This window comes from Bacteroides sp. AN502(2024) (assembly GCF_041227145.1).
Classification (GTDB): domain Bacteria; phylum Bacteroidota; class Bacteroidia; order Bacteroidales; family Bacteroidaceae; genus Bacteroides.
The window spans coordinates 1,062,034-1,080,495 of record NZ_JBGFSP010000003.1 but is presented as its reverse complement, the minus strand read 5'-3'; the positions used below and the strand labels follow the sequence as shown (position 1 = coordinate 1,080,495).

15 protein-coding genes are annotated in these 18,462 nt (G+C 43.8%); 11 read left to right on the top strand and 4 right to left on the bottom strand.

The window, feature by feature from the left end; all coding sequences use genetic code 11:
- Nucleotides 1-16: 16 nt before the first annotated feature.
- The 10 genes from AB9N12_RS04300 to rodA all read left to right on the top strand — a co-directional run bounded on the left by AB9N12_RS04300 (nucleotide 17) and on the right by rodA (nucleotide 13,972).
- Nucleotides 17-859, top strand: a complete 843-nt coding sequence (locus AB9N12_RS04300) for an IS3 family transposase (RefSeq protein ID WP_369889013.1) — start codon at nucleotides 17-19, stop codon at nucleotides 857-859.
- A 651-nt stretch (nucleotides 860-1,510) separates the two neighbouring features.
- Nucleotides 1,511-2,422, top strand: a complete 912-nt coding sequence (locus tag AB9N12_RS04295; protein ID WP_369889991.1) for an NDP-sugar synthase — start codon at nucleotides 1,511-1,513, stop codon at nucleotides 2,420-2,422.
- Nucleotides 2,423-2,563: 141 nt separating this feature from the next.
- Nucleotides 2,564-4,525, top strand: a complete 1,962-nt coding sequence (locus AB9N12_RS04290; RefSeq protein WP_369889989.1) for an ABC-F family ATP-binding cassette domain-containing protein — start codon at nucleotides 2,564-2,566, stop codon at nucleotides 4,523-4,525.
- Nucleotides 4,526-4,572: 47 nt separating this feature from the next.
- Nucleotides 4,573-6,609, top strand: a complete 2,037-nt coding sequence (locus tag AB9N12_RS04285) for a M13 family metallopeptidase (RefSeq protein WP_369889987.1) — start codon at nucleotides 4,573-4,575, stop codon at nucleotides 6,607-6,609.
- A gap of 151 nt (nucleotides 6,610-6,760) precedes the next feature.
- Nucleotides 6,761-8,284, top strand: a complete 1,524-nt coding sequence (purH, locus tag AB9N12_RS04280; protein WP_369889985.1) for a bifunctional phosphoribosylaminoimidazolecarboxamide formyltransferase/IMP cyclohydrolase — start codon at nucleotides 6,761-6,763, stop codon at nucleotides 8,282-8,284.
- Nucleotides 8,285-8,299: 15 nt separating this feature from the next.
- Complete coding sequence (locus AB9N12_RS04275) at nucleotides 8,300-9,322, top strand: rod shape-determining protein (protein WP_065537622.1); 1,023 nt, start codon at nucleotides 8,300-8,302, stop codon at nucleotides 9,320-9,322.
- A gap of 7 nt (nucleotides 9,323-9,329) precedes the next feature.
- The gene (mreC, locus tag AB9N12_RS04270; protein ID WP_369889983.1) at nucleotides 9,330-10,175 is read left to right on the top strand and encodes a rod shape-determining protein MreC; all 846 of its coding nucleotides are present in this window, start codon (nucleotides 9,330-9,332) and stop codon (nucleotides 10,173-10,175) included.
- Nucleotides 10,172-10,669: a rod shape-determining protein MreD gene (gene mreD / locus AB9N12_RS04265; RefSeq protein ID WP_369889982.1), complete on the top strand. Its 498-nt coding sequence runs from the start codon at nucleotides 10,172-10,174 to the stop codon at nucleotides 10,667-10,669. Before mreC ends, mreD begins: the two co-directional genes overlap by 4 nt.
- Nucleotides 10,670-10,671: 2 nt before the next feature.
- On the top strand, nucleotides 10,672-12,534 hold the full coding sequence (gene mrdA, locus AB9N12_RS04260; RefSeq protein ID WP_369889981.1) for a penicillin-binding protein 2: 1,863 nt from the start codon (nucleotides 10,672-10,674) through the stop codon (nucleotides 12,532-12,534).
- Nucleotides 12,515-13,972 (top strand): rod shape-determining protein RodA, encoded by a 1,458-nt coding sequence (rodA, locus tag AB9N12_RS04255; protein WP_369889979.1) that lies wholly within the window; start codon nucleotides 12,515-12,517, stop codon nucleotides 13,970-13,972. The genes mrdA and rodA overlap by 20 nt, the downstream gene beginning before the upstream one ends.
- 4 nt (nucleotides 13,973-13,976) lie before the next feature.
- Here rodA and gldH read toward each other — a convergent pair whose 3' ends face one another.
- Genes gldH through metF form a run of 4 tightly spaced genes read right to left on the bottom strand, consistent with a single transcriptional unit; the run spans nucleotide 13,977 to nucleotide 17,921 of the window.
- Nucleotides 13,977-14,450: a gliding motility lipoprotein GldH gene (gene gldH / locus AB9N12_RS04250; RefSeq protein WP_369889977.1), complete on the bottom strand. Its 474-nt coding sequence runs from the start codon at nucleotides 14,448-14,450 to the stop codon at nucleotides 13,977-13,979.
- Nucleotides 14,428-15,825 carry a stage 0 sporulation family protein gene (locus tag AB9N12_RS04245; RefSeq protein WP_369889974.1) on the bottom strand — a complete coding sequence of 466 codons (1,398 nt, stop codon included), beginning with the start codon at nucleotides 15,823-15,825 and terminating at the stop codon, nucleotides 14,428-14,430. Before AB9N12_RS04245 ends, gldH begins: the two co-directional genes overlap by 23 nt.
- 16 nt (nucleotides 15,826-15,841) lie before the next feature.
- Nucleotides 15,842-16,966, bottom strand: coding sequence for an ATP-binding protein (locus tag AB9N12_RS04240; protein WP_369889972.1), 1,125 nt, complete (start codon nucleotides 16,964-16,966; stop codon nucleotides 15,842-15,844).
- Nucleotide 16,967: 1 nt separating this feature from the next.
- On the bottom strand, nucleotides 16,968-17,921 hold the full coding sequence (gene metF, locus AB9N12_RS04235; RefSeq protein ID WP_369889970.1) for a methylenetetrahydrofolate reductase [NAD(P)H]: 954 nt from the start codon (nucleotides 17,919-17,921) through the stop codon (nucleotides 16,968-16,970).
- Between the two features lie 310 nt (nucleotides 17,922-18,231).
- Here metF and AB9N12_RS04230 point away from each other — a divergent pair, with 310 nt between their 5' ends.
- Nucleotides 18,232-18,408: an aldo/keto reductase gene (locus tag AB9N12_RS04230; protein ID WP_369889968.1), complete on the top strand. Its 177-nt coding sequence runs from the start codon at nucleotides 18,232-18,234 to the stop codon at nucleotides 18,406-18,408.
- Nucleotides 18,409-18,462: the final 54 nt, after the last annotated feature.

Sequence of the window (18,462 nt, the reverse complement as noted above, 5' to 3'; positions counted from 1 at the left end):
GTTTCCTCACATCAGTGTGAAAACCCTTTGCGGACTGTTTGGCATGTCTTCCCAGGCCTATTACAAAAAGAAAAAAAATCTTTTGTCGCGTCATCAGATCAGAACAGCCATCTTGGATGCCGTCTTCTTCTACCGCTCAAAGGCTCCGGGCATCGGTGGTTTGAAATTATACCATGAGCTCCGCTCCCTTTATGGAAGCGAGATAACCGGAGGGCGGGATGCCTTCCTTCATCTGCTGCGTTCGGAACGCCTTATGCTGCCCCCGAAGAAACCCAGGCATACGACGGACTCCCACCATCTTTACAAGAAGTATCCGAATCTGATCAAGGGGGTAACGGCACAATACCCGAACCATATCTGGGTATGTGACATCACTTACATCTGGATTGAAGGTGGCGTATGCTACCTCCATCTTGTAACGGACATGTACTCACATGCCGTTTTAGGATGGGTGCTCTCTCCCAGTTTGCATGCCGAATATACGCTACAGGCACTGGAACAGGCCATCAATGAGGCTGGAGGTGGCAATCTTTGCGGCACAATCCACCATTCCGACCGGGGGGTACAGTATGCCTGCGATGCCTATATCGACACACTGGTCACTCATCATATACGTGTGAGCATGACTGAAGATTACAACCCGACGGACAATGCGGTAGCAGAAAGGATGAATGGCATCCTGAAAACGGAATGGATATACGGCATGTCGCTGTTCAGGGATAAAGAGATGGCACGGGAGCAGATTACGCGAATGATTGACTTCTATAATAATGGACGACCGCATATGAGCATAGGTATGAAAAAACCCATGGACGTATATCATGGAGAGGTGCCGGGAAAATCATTGTGGAAAAAATAAGGTTCCATATGATAAATAAATACTATATTTGCGATACCGAGAACCCGGGACATGACGGTTTAAGCCATTGTCTCACAAAAGCCAATAGGGTGTCGAACCCTATTGACTTTTACCGAGAGCCCGAGCACACTCAGATTTGTCCATTGTTTTTACGTATGACAACTATCTTAGGAGCAAAGGGAAGAAACTAACAACTGTTTTAGTTATGAATAACAGAATGTGACAACTTATTTAGTAACTAGCCTCTAAAAGTGACAACCATTTCTAGTATAAGTCAAAACAAAGTGTTCAGCGCCTTGAAACAAAGTGTTTTTGTGCCTTGAAACAAAGTGTTCACCGTGTTGAAACAAAGTGTTTCAAGCAATTGAAACATCTTGAAACAAATCAGGCTTTCAGAAAATAGTCGGTGATAGGTGACAGATGAGGTGATAGGTTAGTAACAACCTATCACCACTCTGTAGATACGATGAATAAAGAGTTTCAGGAAGACGGTGATAGGATGAAAGAGGATTTTCATTTTTATCTATGAGAGTGTCGTGACATTGTCAGGAAAAAAACGGTGCAATTTTACATACTCTGTTGCGCTTTTCGTATATTTGCAACGAAATCTGATGGCGTTGACATCACTAACCTTTTAATATTACACAATTTATGAAACCAACTTTATTCTTATTGGCAGCCGGTATGGGCAGCCGCTATGGAGGCTTGAAACAATTGGACGGTCTGGGTCCTAATGGCGAAACTATTATGGATTACTCTATCTATGATGCTATTAATGCCGGATTTGGTAAACTTGTATTTGTAATCCGCAAAGATTTTGAACAAGATTTCCGTGATAAAATTATTTCCAAATACGAAGGCCACATTCCTTGCGAACTGGTCTTCCAGTCTCTCGATGATCTTCCCGAAGGTTTCACTTGTCCGGCAGACCGTACGAAACCATGGGGTACTAACCATGCGGTGATGATGGGTGTCGATGTAATTAAAGAACCGTTTGCGGTAATCAACTGTGACGACTTTTACGGGCGTGACTCATTCCGGGTAATGGGTAAATTCCTTTCTGCGCTTCCTGAAGGTTCAAAGAACGTTTATTCAATGGTAGGATTCCGTGTAGGAAATACATTGAGCGAGAGCGGTACAGTATCCCGTGGTATTTGTAGTACAGATGCTAAAGGACTGTTAACTTCTGTTGTAGAACGTACTAAGATTCAACGTTTGGACGGTGAAGTGAAGTATATCGACGACAACGGTGAATGGACAGCGACTCCCGATACTACTCCGGTAAGTATGAATTTCTGGGGCTTCACTCCTGATTACTTCGCTTACAGTCAGGAGTTCTTCAAGACTTTCTTGAGCGACCCGAAGAACATGGAAAACCTGAAGAGTGAATTCTTTATCCCGTTGATGGTGGATAAATTGATTAATGACGGAACCGCTACTGTTGAAGTACTGGATACTACCAGCAAATGGTTCGGTGTAACCTATCCGGAAGACCGTCAGAGCGTAGTAGATAAGATTCAGGCGTTGGTTGATGCCGGTGAATATCCAGCTAAGTTGTTCTAAGGAAACACTATTGATTAATATAAAAAGCAGTCATTTTCTCGGATGACTGCTTTTTTGTTTTTCATAACGTATCATACTAACCTGTATCCGATAAATATTCATTATCTTTGCAGTCCAAAATGTCATAAATCAGAAACAGAAGTGATTTCAGTAGAAGGATTATCAGTAGAATTTAATGCAACGCCTCTTTTTGAGGGAGTCAGTTATGTTATAAATAAGAAAGACCGCATTGCGCTGGTCGGCAAGAATGGTGCGGGAAAATCCACCATGCTGAAGATATTGGCGGGCTTGCAGTCGCCGACGCATGGAGTTGTAGCCACTCCGAAAGATGTTACCATCGGATATTTGCCACAGGTCATGATTCTCTCCGACAACCGGACGGTGATGGAAGAGGCGGAACTGGCATTCGAACACATTTTTGAGCTTCAGGCGAAGTTGGAACGGATGAATCAGGAACTTGCCGAACGGACAGACTATGATTCGGAAGAATATCATCAATTGATAGACCATTTCACCCATGAGAACGACCGTTATCTAATGATGGGCGGCACAAACTATCAGGCGGAAATCGAACGGACGCTCTTCGGACTCGGTTTCAGCCGGGAAGATTTTAAACGTCCCACCTCGGAATTTTCCGGTGGATGGCGTATGCGTATTGAACTCGCAAAACTGCTGTTGCGTCGCCCGGATGTCCTCTTGCTCGATGAGCCGACCAACCACCTCGATATTGAAAGTATCCAATGGCTGGAAAACTTCCTGGCGACCCGTGCCAATGCAGTCGTACTAGTCAGCCACGACCGTGCCTTCCTGAATAACGTAACTACCCGAACCATCGAAATCACCTGCGGGCAGATTTATGACTATAAAGTGAAATACGATGAATTTGTGGTCCTACGTAAGGAACGTCGCGAACAACAACTCCGTGCCTACGAGAACCAGCAAAAACAGATACAGGATACGGAAGAGTTCATCGAACGCTTCCGCTATAAAGCAACGAAAGCAGTACAGGTACAAAGCCGTATCAAACAACTGGAAAAAATAGACCGCATCGAAGTGGACGAGGAAGATAATTCCACCTTGCGTTTAAAATTTCCTCCAGCCAGTCGTAGCGGAAACTATCCTGTGATTTGCGAAGATGTGCGCAAAGCGTATGGCAGCCATGTCGTTTTTCATGATGTAAACCTCACCATCAACCGGGGAGAGAAAGTTGCTTTCGTCGGGAAGAACGGAGAAGGTAAGTCTACATTGGTGAAATGCATTATGGGCGAGATCGGTTTCGAAGGGAAGTTAACTATCGGCCATCATGTACAAATTGGCTATTTTGCGCAGAATCAGGCACAGATGCTGGACGAGAATCTGACTGTATTTGACACGATCAACCGGGTAGCTACGGGAGATATTCGTCTGAAGATACGTGATATATTGGGAGCTTTTATGTTCGGAGGCGAAGCTTCGGATAAAAAAGTAAAAGTCCTGTCCGGTGGAGAACGTACGCGATTGGCGATGATTAAACTTCTGCTGGAACCTGTCAACCTCCTGATTCTGGACGAGCCGACTAACCATTTGGATATGCGTTCGAAAGATGTCTTGAAGGAAGCGATCCGCGAATTTGACGGAACAGTGATTCTTGTCAGCCACGACCGTGATTTTCTGGATGGACTCGCGACTAAAGTATACGAGTTCGGTGGCGGACTGGTAAAAGAACACCTCGGAGGTATCTATGATTTTTTACAAAAGAAAAAAATAGATAGCTTGAACGAACTTCAAAAAGGAACGGCCTTATCCATTTCTTCTACGACGGCATCCGTCAAAGGAAATAATGAAAAGGGAGCGACACAACCTTCGGAAAATAAACTCTCTTATGAGGCTCTAAAAGAATTGAATAAGAAACTGAAGAAGCTCGAACGTCAGGTTGCGGATTGCGAAGCTTCGATTGAGGAGACCGAAGCTGCCATAGCCATCATCGAGGAGAAAATGGCAACTCCCGAAGGAGCTTCGGATATGAAACTGTATGAGCAGCATCAGAAGCTGAAACAGCAGTTGGATACCATTGTTGAAGAGTGGGAGCGAGTTTCGATGGAGCTGGAAGAAGTGAAAGGTTAGAACTTCTTTTCCAATGATATGATAATTCTATCACATATTATATAAGTATGAAAGTAACCAAGTATTTACCAATTCTTGCCGTATGCCTTATGACAACAGGATGTAACAGTAAGAAAGAGGTCGTGCTGACATCCGGTATCGACCTTGCTAATCTGGATACCACGGCTGTGCCGGGTACAAGTTTTTATCAATATGCCTGTGGAGGTTGGGTGAAAGAACATCCGCTGACAGACGAGTATTCACGTTTCGGTACATTCGATATGTTGCGTGAAAACAGCCGTGAGCAACTGAAAGCATTGATTGCCGAATTGGCTGCAAAGAAAGATAATGCACCGGGCAGTGCTGCCCAGAAAGTAGGCGATCTTTATAATATCGCAATGGATAGTGTGAAACTGAATCAGGAAGGGGTGGATCCGATCAAAGTGGAACTGGCAGCTATTGACGCTCTCAAAGATAAAGGAGAAATTTATGCCTATATCGCAGAGAGCCAGAAGAAAGGTGTCCGTCCTTACTTCACCATGTTTGTAGGTGCGGATGATATGAATAGTGCTATGAATATCGTACAGACCTATCAAGGTGGTATCGGAATGGGACAACGTGACTATTATTTGGAGAATGACGAGCAGACTAAGAATATCCGTAATAAATATCAGGAACATATCGCCAAAATGTTCCAGTTGGCGGGTTACGATGAGGCTACTGCACAGAAAGCTGTGAAAGCTGTGATGAACATCGAAACTCGCCTGGCGAAAGCTGCTCGTTCACAAGTGGAATTGCGTGATCCTCATGCGAATTATAACAAGATGGACATGGAAACACTGAAAAAAAACTTCCCAACTTTTGATTGGGATACTTATTTCACAGTTTCCGGTTTGAAAGATCTGAAGGAAGTGAACATCGGGCAGCCTGCTGCGATGAAGGAAGTAGCCGATGTGATTAACACCGTATCATTGGACGATCAGAAACTGTATCTCCAATGGGGATTGATAGATGCTGCCGCTTCTTATCTAAGCGATGCTTTTGGAGCACAGAACTTCGACTTCTACAGCAGAACAATGTCCGGCAAGAAAGAAATGCAACCTCGTTGGAAATGTTCTGTGGGCACTGTCGATGGTGTGCTTGGTGAAGTGGTAGGACAGATGTATGTAGAAAAGTACTTCCCCGCTGCAGCCAAAGAACGTATGGTTACACTGGTGAAGAACCTGCAAACTTCTTTGGGAGAACGCATCAAAGGTCTGGAGTGGATGAGTGAACCAACCAAAGAAAAAGCGTTGGAGAAACTGGCTACCTTCCATGTGAAAATCGGTTATCCTGATAAATGGAAAGATTACTCCGCATTGGAGATCAAAAATGATTCTTACTGGGCGAATATAGAACGTGCTAACGAATGGGATTACAACGAAATGATTGCTAAAGCCGGCAAACCGGTAGACAAGGATGAATGGTTGATGACTCCTCAAACTGTGAACGCTTATTATAACCCGACAACCAATGAAATCTGTTTTCCGGCAGCCATCTTGCAACCTCCATTCTTCGATATGAATGCGGACGATGCTATGAATTACGGTGCAATCGGTGTGGTAATCGGTCACGAGATGACTCATGGATTTGACGATCAGGGACGTCAATATGATAAAGACGGAAACCTGAAAGACTGGTGGACAGAAGAAGATGCTAAAAAGTTCGAAGAACGCGCCCAAGTTATGGTGAACTTCTTTGACAGTATTGAGGTTGCTCCGGGTGTACATGCCAATGGTAGTCTGACACTGGGAGAGAATATTGCCGATCATGGTGGTTTGCAAATTTCTTTCCAGGCTTTCAAAAAAGCAACTGAAGCAACACCACTGGGAGTTGTTGACGGATTTACTCCGGAACAACGTTTCTTCCTTGCTTATGCTAATGTATGGGCCGGGAATATCCGTCCGGAAGAAATCCTCCGGTTAACCAAACTTGATCCTCACTCATTAGGTAAATGGCGTGTGGATGGTGCTCTTCCTCATATCCGGAATTGGTATGAAGCATTCAAAATCACCGAACAAGATCCGATGTTCGTACCTGAAGAGAAACGAGTGTCTATCTGGTAATAGTTTTTGATAAGAACTAACATACGCGAAGAAGCGTTGATTTTCTATTGAGGAAGGTCAACGCTTTTTTTTATTAATTCACACTTTATTTATTACGTACGATAAACAATATTTCGTAACTTTGCACACCAAATACTTAATAAGCAATTCAATGTCAGAGTCAAAAAAAATAAAAACTGCATTGGTATCTGTATACCATAAAGAAGGTTTGGACGAAATTATTACCAAACTTCATGAAGAGGGAGTAGAGTTTTTGTCGACAGGCGGAACTCGTCAGTTTATTGAATCATTGGGATATCCTTGTAAGGCAGTGGAAGATTTGACCACTTACCCTTCTATTCTCGGTGGTAGGGTAAAGACATTACATCCGAAAATTTTCGGAGGTATCCTTTGTCGTCGAGGTCTGGAACAGGATATGCAACAGATTGAGAAATATGAAATCCCCGAGATAGATTTGGTTATTGTTGATTTGTATCCATTTGAAGCTACCGTAGCTTCCGGTGCATCTGAAGCAGAAATTATTGAAAAAATCGATATCGGTGGAATTTCACTGATTCGTGCTGCAGCCAAGAACTACAAAGATGTAATCATTGTAGCTTCTCAAGCTCAATACAAACCGTTGCTGGATATGTTGATGGAGCACGGTGCCACTTCTTCACTTGAAGAACGCCGTTGGATGGCGAAAGAAGCATTTGCTGTTTCTTCTCACTATGATTCGGCTATTTTCAACTATTTCGATGCAGGCGAAGGTTCTGCTTTCCGTTGCTCGGCCAATAGTCAGAAGCAACTTCGTTATGGTGAAAACCCACATCAGAAAGGTTATTTCTACGGAAATCTGGAGGCTATGTTCGACCAGATTCACGGGAAAGAAATCTCTTATAACAATCTTCTCGACATCAATGCAGCTGTTGACTTGATTGATGAATTCGATGATCTCACTTTCGCTATCCTGAAACATAACAATGCCTGTGGGCTGGCTTCCCGTCCCACAGCTCTGGAAGCTTGGAAGGACGCGTTGGCAGGTGATCCGGTTTCCGCTTTTGGAGGTGTATTGATTACGAATGGTGTCATCGACAAGGAAGCGGCAGAAGAAATCAACAAAATTTTCTTCGAAGTAGTCATCGCGCCCGATTATGATGTGGATGCACTCGAAATCCTAGGACAGAAAAAGAACCGTATCATTCTCGTTCGTAAAGAGTCTGAAATGCCTAAGAAGCAATTTCGCGCTTTGCTGAATGGCGTATTGGTGCAGGATAAAGATACTAATGTTGAAACGGTAGCCGACCTGAAAACCGTGACAGACAAAGCTCCTACTCCGGAAGAAGTGGAAGATATGCTGTTTGCTAACAAAATTGTAAAGAACAGCAAGTCGAATGCCATCGTATTAGCAAAGGGCAAGCAGCTTCTTGCAAGCGGTGTGGGACAGACTTCGCGCGTAGATGCATTGAAACAAGCAATTGAAAAAGCCAAATCATTCGGTTTCGATTTGAAGGGTGCAGTAATGGCTTCCGATGCCTTCTTCCCATTCCCCGATTGTGTGGAAATTGCAGATAAAGAAGGTATTACGGCTGTAATCCAACCGGGAGGTTCGGTAAAAGACGATTTATCCTTTGCTTATTGCAATGAGCATGGTATGGCGATGGTAACTACCGGTATCCGTCATTTTAAACACTAAAAATAAGAATTAAGAATGGGATTATTTTCTTTTACACAAGAGATAGCAATGGACTTGGGCACAGCCAATACTATCATTATCACGAACGGAAAAATCGTGGTGGATGAGCCTTCGGTTGTAGCTTTGGATCGCCGTACGGAAAAGATGATTGCCGTGGGGGAGAAGGCGAAGATGATGCATGAAAAAACCCACGAAAACATACGTACTATCCGCCCGTTGAGAGACGGAGTGATTGCCGACTTCTATGCTTGCGAGCAGATGATGCGCGGTTTGATAAAGCAGGTGAATACTCGCAACCATTTGTTCTCACCTTCTCTTCGCATGGTGATTGGTGTCCCTTCGGGAAGTACGGAAGTCGAACTTCGTGCAGTCCGCGACTCTGCGGAACATGCCGGTGGTCGTGACGTCTATCTGATTTTTGAACCGATGGCTGCGGCAATCGGTATCGGTATCGATGTCGAAGCTCCGGAAGGAAACATGATTGTCGATATAGGTGGTGGCTCTACGGAAATTGCCGTGATCTCTTTGGGAGGTATCGTTTCCAACAACTCCATCCGTACAGCCGGTGATGATCTGACAGAGGATATTCGGGAATATATGAGTCGTCAGCACAATGTGAAAGTCAGCGAACGTATGGCAGAGCGTATCAAAATCAATGTTGGTGCTGCTTTAACCGAATTGGGTGATGATGCTCCGGAAGATTATATCGTTCATGGTCCGAACCGTATCACAGCTCTTCCGATGGAAGTGCCTGTGTGTTATCAGGAAGTAGCTCACTGTCTGGAGAAATCTATTTCAAAGATCGAAACAGCTATCTTGAGCGCATTGGAAAATACGCCTCCTGAACTGTATGCTGATATTGTGCACAATGGCATCTATCTCTCCGGAGGTGGTGCATTGCTTCGTGGATTGGATAAGCGTTTGACCGATAAGATCAATATTCCTTTCCATATCGCGGAAGATCCTTTGCACGCAGTTGCCAAAGGTACAGGTGTGGCATTGAAGAACGTAGACCGTTTCTCTTTCTTAATGAGATAAATCGGGAATGAGGAATTTATTAAACTTCCTTCTGAAATACAATTACTGGTTCCTCTTCATTTTATTAGAGGTAGCCAGTTTTGTTTTGTTATTTCGGTTCAACCGTTATCAGCAGAGTGCATTCTTCACTTCTGCCAATACGGTTGTGGGGGCGGTTTATGAAGTTTCGGGAGGGATTTCCTCTTATTTCCATCTGAAATCGGTCAACGAGGATCTGTTGGACCGTAACATGGTGCTCGAACAACAGATCACTAATCTGGAAAAAGCATTGAGAGAGCGTCAGCTCGATTCTATGACAATTAACAGCCTTCGGGAGGTGTCGCAGGCGGATTATCAGTTGTTTAAGGCGCATGTGATAAAGAACAGTTTGAATCTGGTTGATAATTATGTCACGCTTGATAGAGGCTCCTCTTCCGGTATTCGTTCTGAAATGGGAGTGGTGGGCGGTAATGGAATTGTAGGGATTGTCTATGAAACATCTCCTTCCTATTCGGTGGTGATTTCAGTACTGAACAGTAAATCGAATATCAGTTGTAAGATTGTCGGTAGCGATTATTTCGGCTACCTGAAGTGGGAGCACGGAGATTCGCGCTATGCTTATCTGAAAGACCTGCCTCGTCATGCAGAGTTTAATTTGGGAGATACAGTAGTAACCAGTGGTTTCTCGACCGTCTTTCCCGAAGGTATAATGGTGGGAACGGTGGATGATATGTCCGACTCTAATGACGGACTTTCTTACCTGTTGAAAATCAAACTGGCTACTGATTTCGGTAAGTTGAGTGACGTTCGGGTGATAGCCCGCATAGGTCAGGAGGAACAGAAGAAACTTGAAAACAAGGTGATGAAAGAATGATTATTACTTATCTACATAGATTCGGGTGGTTTATCGGCTTGGTACTTCTTCAGGTGCTAATCCTTAATAATGTACATATTTCCGGCTATGCTACACCTTTTCTCTATATCTATTTTATACTGAAGTTCAGTTCCGGCACTTCCCGGAATGAACTGATGTTGTGGGCTTTTTTCTTCGGGCTAATCATTGATATATTTTCCGATACTCCGGGAATGAATGCGGCAGCTACCGTATTGCTTGCCTTTTTCCGTCCCTCTTTGCTTCGTCTGTTCATGCCCCGTGACAACCCGGAGAGTCTTGTCCCTTCTTTTAAGACGATGGGAATCAGTCCTTTCTTAAAATATACGACTGTAAGTGTTTTTGTGCACAGCTTGGCATTACTCTCCATTGAGTTTTTTTCATTTACCAGCATTTGGCTGTTACTGCTGCGAGTGCTTCTTTGCACTATTCTGACTGTCACCTGTATCATAGCTATAGAAGGGATTAAGAAGTAACGATGGCAAAAGATTATACCTTAGAGAAGCGCAAATTTGTAATCGGAGGTATTGCTATCTCCATTGTCTTGATTTATCTGATACGTCTTTTTATATTGCAGATCACCACCGATGACTACAAAAAGAATGCTGATAGTAACGCTTTTCTGAATAAAATCCAATATCCCTCGCGCGGTGCTATTTACGACCGGACCGGCAAACTGCTGGTATTCAATCAGCCGGCATACGACATAACGATTGTGCCGAAAGAAATAGAGAATCTGGATACACTCGATTTATGCCAATCGCTTAATATTACCCCTGCACAGTTTCTCAAAATTATGAGCGACATGAAAGACCGTCGCCGTAATCCGGGATATTCCCGCTATACCAACCAGTTGTTTATGTCGCAGCTTTCGGCAGAAGAATGTGGCGTTTTTCAGGAAAAACTATTTAAGTTCAACGGCTTTTATATTCAACGGCGTACTATTCGCCAATATACATACAACGCTGCCGCTCATGCTTTAGGGGATATTGGCGAAGTCTCCGCAAGAGAAATGGAGGCCGATGAAGAAGGATACTACATTCGTGGTGACTATGTCGGCAAACTGGGAGTCGAAAAATCTTATGAAAAGTATCTTCGTGGCGAGAAAGGTATTGAGATTCTACTTCGTGATGCTCACGGTCGTATTCAGGGACATTATATGGATGGTGAATATGACCGCCCTTCTGTCCCCGGTAAGAATCTGACATTGAGTCTGGATATTGACTTACAGATGCTGGGCGAGCGTTTATTAAAGAATAAGATTGGAAGTATCGTCGCTATCGAGCCGGAAACCGGGGAAATCCTTTGTCTGGTGTCCTCTCCCAATTACGATCCGCACTTGATGATTGGTCGTCAGCGTGGCAAGAACCATTTGGCCTTGCAACGCGACCTTACCAAACCGCTTCTGAATCGTGCCTTGATGGGGGTGTATCCTCCGGGATCTACTTTTAAAACAGCGCAGGGACTGACCTTCCTACAAGAAGGAATTATTACCGAGCAAAGTCCGGCCTTTCCTTGCTCGCATGGATTCCATTACGGAAGGTTGACAGTAGGTTGTCATGCCCATGGTTCTCCCTTGCCTTTGATTCCTGCCATTGCCACCTCGTGTAACTCCTATTTTTGTTGGGGACTGTTCCGTATGTTCGGTGATCGTAAATACGGTTCACCACAAAATGCCATAACGGTCTGGAAAGACCACATGGTTTCGCAGGGATTCGGCTACAAACTAGGGGTCGATTTGCCAGGAGAAAAACGTGGTTTGATTCCGAATGCACAGTTTTACGATAAAGCTTATCGCGGACATTGGAACGGGCTGACCGTAATCAGTATCTCTATCGGACAGGGAGAAATTCTGTCCACTCCTCTTCAGATTGCTAACTTGGGGGCGACGATTGCTAACAGAGGACATTTCGTGACACCGCATATTGTAAAGGAAATCCAGGATAACCAGTTAGATAGCCTCTATCGTGTACCGCGTTATACCACTATTGAGAAGAGGCATTATGAATCAGTGGTGGAGGGAATGCGGAATGCTGCTACTGGCGGTACCTGCCGTATGCTGTCTGTAATGGTTCCGGGGTTGGAGGCCTGTGGTAAAACAGGTACTGCACAGAATCGTGGACACGACCACTCGGTATTTATGGGCTTTGCACCGATGAATAACCCCAAGATAGCAATTGCTGTCTATGTGGAGAACGGTGGTTGGGGAGCTACTTATGGAGTGCCGGTTGGTGCATTGATGATGGAACAATATATAAATGGGAAGTTATCACCGGAAAATGAATTAAGAGCGGAAGAAATTAGTAACAGAGTGATATTGTATGGTAACGAGGAACGATAGTTTGTGGAAATCATTAGACTGGGTAACGATTTGTATTTACCTGCTCCTGATTATTGGCGGATGGTTCAGTGTTTGCGGAGCCAGCTACGACTATGGTGAACGTGATTTTCTGGATTTTTCGACCCGTGCCGGTAAACAGTTTGTGTGGATTATCTGTTCCTTCGGGCTCGGGTTTGTGTTGTTGATGCTGGAAGACCGTATGTATGATATGTTCGCGTACATTATATATGTAGGAATGATTCTCTTGCTCATCGTTACCATCTTCATAGCACCGGATACAAAAGGTTCACGCTCTTGGTTGGTGATGGGCCCGGTTAGCCTGCAACCTGCCGAATTTGCCAAGTTTGCCACGGCTTTGGCTTTGGCTAAATACATGAACGCTTATTCATTCAGTGTCAAAAAAGAGAAGTGTGCCTTTATCTTGGGATTTATCATTCTGCTTCCAATGTTATTGATTATCGGTCAGCGGGAGACCGGGTCGGCATTAGTCTATCTCGCTTTTTTTCTGGTTCTTTATCGTGAAGGAATGCCGGGGGTAGTCCTCTTCGCAGGCGTATGCGCGGTAATCTACTTTGTGGTCGGCATCCGTTTTGATGAAGTTTTTATTGCCGATACTCCTACGCCGCTGGGTGAATTTATCGTATTGCTGTTGATTCTATCATTTGCCGGTGGCATGGTATGGGTATATCGCAAGAAATGGACTGCTACCCGTAATATCATTGGTGGAAGTCTGATCATATTGCTAATAGCCTATTTAATATCGGAATATTGGATGCACTTTAGTCTGGTTTGGGTGCAATGGGGACTTTGTGCTGTAATGATAGGCTATCTGATTTATCTGGCATTAAGTGAGCGGCAACGCACGTATTTCCTGATTGCTCTATTTACAATTGGCTCTGTCGGATTCCTATATTCTAGTAATTATGTATTTGACAATGTGTTGGAATCTCATCAACAAGTCCGTATTAAAGTAGTGCTGGGTTTGGAAGAAGATTTAACTGGTGCCGGATATAACGTGAACCAATCTAAGATTGCTATCGGTTCCGGTGGATTAACAGGGAAAGGGTTTCTGAATGGTACGCAAACGAAATTGAAGTATGTGCCTGAACAGGATACCGACTTTATCTTCTGTACAGTAGGTGAAGAACAGGGGTTTATTGGTTCGGCCGCTGTCCTGTTGGCATTCCTTATTCTGATTTTGCGATTAATCTTTTTGTCCGAACGGCAGACTTCGAACTTTGGCCGGGTTTATGGATATTCGGTCGCCAGTATTTTTCTTTTCCACTTGTTTATCAATGTCGGTATGGTGTTGGGCTTGACCCCGGTTATTGGTATTCCATTGCCTTTCTTTAGTTATGGAGGTTCTTCTTTATGGGGATTTACGATCTTGCTGTTCATTTTCCTGCGGATTGATGCAGGTCGTGGCAGAAGGCTTTAAACTTTTATTGTTTTTCAATACGGATGCCTATATCGTTCAATCCTTGTAGCTTTTCATCTTTCATTCCGTTTATCACTTTGATGGTATAGTTACCGGAATGCAAGGGAAGGACAGATTTAAAGAAAGTCTCCGATTGGTAAATGTTACCCCATCCATGTCCAGTCCATTTTCCTGTAGAATCAGCCAGGTTGAAGGCAATCGTGTCAGTGTGCCATACCGTAGAATCCTGTAGATTCTGACTGATAAATAAATGGAGGTCATGATAAGGATACCCTATTCTGTTGCGGACTTCCGCAAAAAGCCGGAGGGTAGTGGGAATACTGTCGGTTATGGCAATTTGAAAAGAGAGTGTATCCCTCTTTTCCCATCCCTCATCGGGGAGGGATTGATAAGAGTGATACACTGTATTATCATTGCAAGCTGTCAGTAAGTAAGCACTGAATAGAATAAATAAACTATTCTTGAGTAGACTTTTCATTATTGGGCAGTTTCTCCTGATTCTGATTTCTTTCCGGCTTGGAAGGGCGTTCCTGATTAGGACGACGTTCTTGACGTTCTTGTCCTTGCTGCTCCCGTTGTCGGTCTTGTTGTTGCGGGCGTCCCTGGTTCTGTCCTCTGTTCCGGTTATTGTTATTTCTCGGTCGATTGTCCCTTTCTCCCTTGTTACCGTTTTCCGATGACTGCGGACGATTTCCACCTGCCGTTTGTTGTTGCGGGCGGTTACCGTTATTATTGTTCCCTTTCTTTTTCTTTTTGTTATTCCGGTTAGCATTATTGCCGCCATCTTTATTATTCCGGCTACGGTCAAAACGGGTAACGCTTTCCTGCTCCAGTAAGTCAACCGGTTTCTTCGGTTCCGATTTCTTTTCTTCTTCGATCAAACAGTCCGGTTTTATCCCTTTTTTATTCATGGAGATGACTTCAAAAGCACGTTTACCACTGATTGTAACCAGATTGGCTGGAAGGTTCTTATCCGTAGAGTAAGAAACCTGATTGCTTAGAATATCTGCTTTGAAGAAATAGAAAGTGCCATCTTTCGTTTCCAATTCTATCTCTTTCGAAGGAAGGCGTTTTTGTGCTTCTACATAACAGTCTACTTCATAGTTCAGGCAACATTTCAGTTTGGCACACTGTCCGGCAAGTTTTTGCGGATTTAATGAGATATCCTGAAAACGGGCGGCACTGGTAGAAACAGAAACGAAGTTGGTCATCCATGTGGCGCAGCACAGTTCGCGTCCGCAAGGGCCAATTCCGCCGATACGTCCTGCTTCCTGACGGGCACCGATTTGTTTCATCTCGATACGTACGCGGAACGCCTCGGCCAATACTTTAATCAGTTGCCGGAAGTCTACCCGCTCATCGGCGATATAGTAGAAAATAGCTTTGTTACCATCTCCCTGATACTCTACGTCACCAATTTTCATATTCAGATTGAGATTCAGCGCAATCTGACGTGCACGAATCATTGTGGCATGTTCTTTGGCTTTGGCCTCGTTGAACTTTTCCATATCCACCGGTTTAGCTTTCCGATAAACACGCTTGATTTCCATATCTGTCTTGAAATTAGCTTTTTTCATTTGTAGGGGAACAAGCCGACCGGTCAATGTAACCACGCCGATATCATGCCCGGGAGCCGCTTCAACGGCAACCACATCTCCTTTTTCCAATTTAATCTTGTTGCTGTTCCGGAAATATCCCTTCCGGGTATTCTTGAATTGCACTTCCACCATGTCACTCTCCTCCGCGTTGCCCGGTATATCTGCCAGCCAATCGTAGGTGTTTAGCTTTTTATCTTGTCGGGAGCATCCTTTGCAGCAAAGGCCGTTGCTTCCATTATGAAGTTTATATTCCATAAGTTTATATAATTTATTATTGCTTCAACAGTACAATCATCTTCAGTGAGAAGTCGAAGAATACCATTTTAGCATTTACATTCTGTTCTATATGTAGTTGCGCTTCGCTTAATTCGTCCATGATGCCCATCACGTTACGTTCGTTGACAAAGGGCGCAAAGCGGGTTGCAAAATTCTGTTCGTTGATAGTCATATACGTCAGGTCGCGTTGGTGCAGGTTGAAGATAAAATTCTCCCGAATCATGCGCTGGCAATATTCCAGAAAGTTCTTCTGGCGCTCACGTCCCATGCCCGCCACTTGCTCGCTCCACATTTTCATCTCCCTGATTTTCCGTTGGTAAGACAATCGCATCAGGCTGACAAACAAGTCGAAAAACAACTGGTTCTCTTCATTCAGATGAATCGTTTCGAGTGCCTTGATAAAGTTCCCGTTTGCCAGATGGGCAATGGCAATACTGTCGGCAGGCAAAATATTATATTTCGTCTGTAGTACCCGGTCGATACTGGCTTCATCAATCTTCTGCACATTCATACGTTGGGTACGGCTCAAAATAGTGGGCAGAATCATATCAGGAACTTCGGATACCAGCAGGAAAACCGTTTTTTCGGGTGGCTCTTCAAGCAACTTCAGCAACTTATTGGCGCATACCGGGTGCATTTTTTCGGGCAACCATACAATCGTAATCTTGAATCCTCCCTCACTGGATTTCAGACTGAGTTTCTTCAGAATCTCATCGCTCTCTTTGGCATAAATTAGCGCTTGAGAGTTTTCCGCATCCATTTCACCCAACCAATGGTTGAGGTTGAAATAAGGATGGCTGATAACAAATGACCGCCAGTCGGCAATATAATCATCGCACACTTCTTTCTTTCCTTTTGCACTTTTCACGATGGGAAATACGAAATGCACATCCGGATGTACCAGCTTATTGAATTTCACACAAGACGGACAGACACCGCAAGCATCCTCCTCGCCCCGATTGGTGCAACTGATGTAGCGTGCATAGGCGATAGCCAAAGGCATTTTGCCTACTCCTTCGGGACCGCAAATGAGTTGGGCATGCGGAATACGCCCCTCCTTTACTTCCTGAATGAGTCGTTTTTTAATTTCTTCTTGTCCGATTACGTCTTTGAAAAACATATTAATAAATAATTTTGGCTACTTCCTTGATACTGTCTACTGCTCCAATGGAGTAGAAATGGATGCTCGGAACCCCATGTTCCATCAACTCCTTGCATTGAGCCACGCACCATTCGATACCTACTTGTTCGGCTTCCGCGTCATTTTTGCACTTCAATGCTTCTTTCACCAGAGCTTCCGGCAAATCCACTTTGAATGTTTTGGGGAGCATGCTTAGTTGTGATAATTTCTTAAAAGGCTTGATCCCCGGAATGATGGGTATGTTGATTCCTGCCGCCTTAGCCTGCTCCACAAAATCGAAATATTTCTTGTTATCGTAGAACAGTTGTGTTACAGCATACTCCGCACCAGTTTCTACCTTCTTTTTCAGCCAGTAAAGATCTGTTTCTATGTTAGGAGATTCTTCATGCTTTTCCGGATAACACGCTACGCCATACGAGAAAGGAGTGTTGGTGACTTTCATCTCCGAACCGTCAACGAAGATTCCTTTATTGAATTTATTAATCTGCTCCTGCAATTCAATCGCATGATGATATCCGTCTCCTTCGGGGGTAAAAACCGATTCATGTTTAGCTTTATCTCCACGGAGTACTAGCAAATCTGTAATATTTAGAAATTGCAAATCCAACAAAACATATTCGGTTTCTTCACGTGTGAAACCACTGCACAGAATATGAGGAACTACAGTGATATTATATTTATTCTGAATGGCTGCCGCTACGGCAACTGTTCCCGGACGTCTTCTCAGGCGGTTTCTCTGAAAAAGTCCGTTGCCGAGATCTTTATAGACATATTCGCTGCGATGCGTGGTGATATTGATATATTTCGGATCAAATTCTCGGAGAGTGTCAATTGTCTGATAGAGCTTTTCGATTCCGGTTCCCTTCAAAGGAGGGAGAATCTCGAAAGAAAAAGCTGTACCTTTATTATTATTTATTGAATCAATTACTTTCATTCCTTTTCGTTGATGTTGTTATCTACATTGGATTAAACATGCATATTGGGACAAAAATACGGATTTTGTTTGATAATCAAAGGTTATTCAAGAGAAATAAATTAAGTAGTTTGGGGGAAGTGCTGGATAAGGTGATTAAAATCATGCAATCACAACGATATATTAGTCTCTTTTTTTGCTTCCCAAAGAAAATGAAGGGGGACGAATAATATCGAACTTCATGTTGAGCGAATCGATTGATTCCTTTTCAAGAGATGATTTTTAAGGGGACAAAGGTAGTACGGATGTAGGAGGAGTGAGTAATATTGATATGGTGGAAATGAAACCTGCGCAGATAACACTGGCATGGGTTATTTGCAACAAGGGTGTTATTATAATTCCAAAAACATCATCTGAAAAACGAGTCATTGAAAATTACAATAGCCTGTCAATCGAATTGGGTTCGGAAAACTTGTCTGAATTTGATGCAGCCTTTCACTGCCATTAATGCGTATTCCATTGGTTGGTGAGTGTAAAATTGTCGTGAGCCTATAAACAAAGT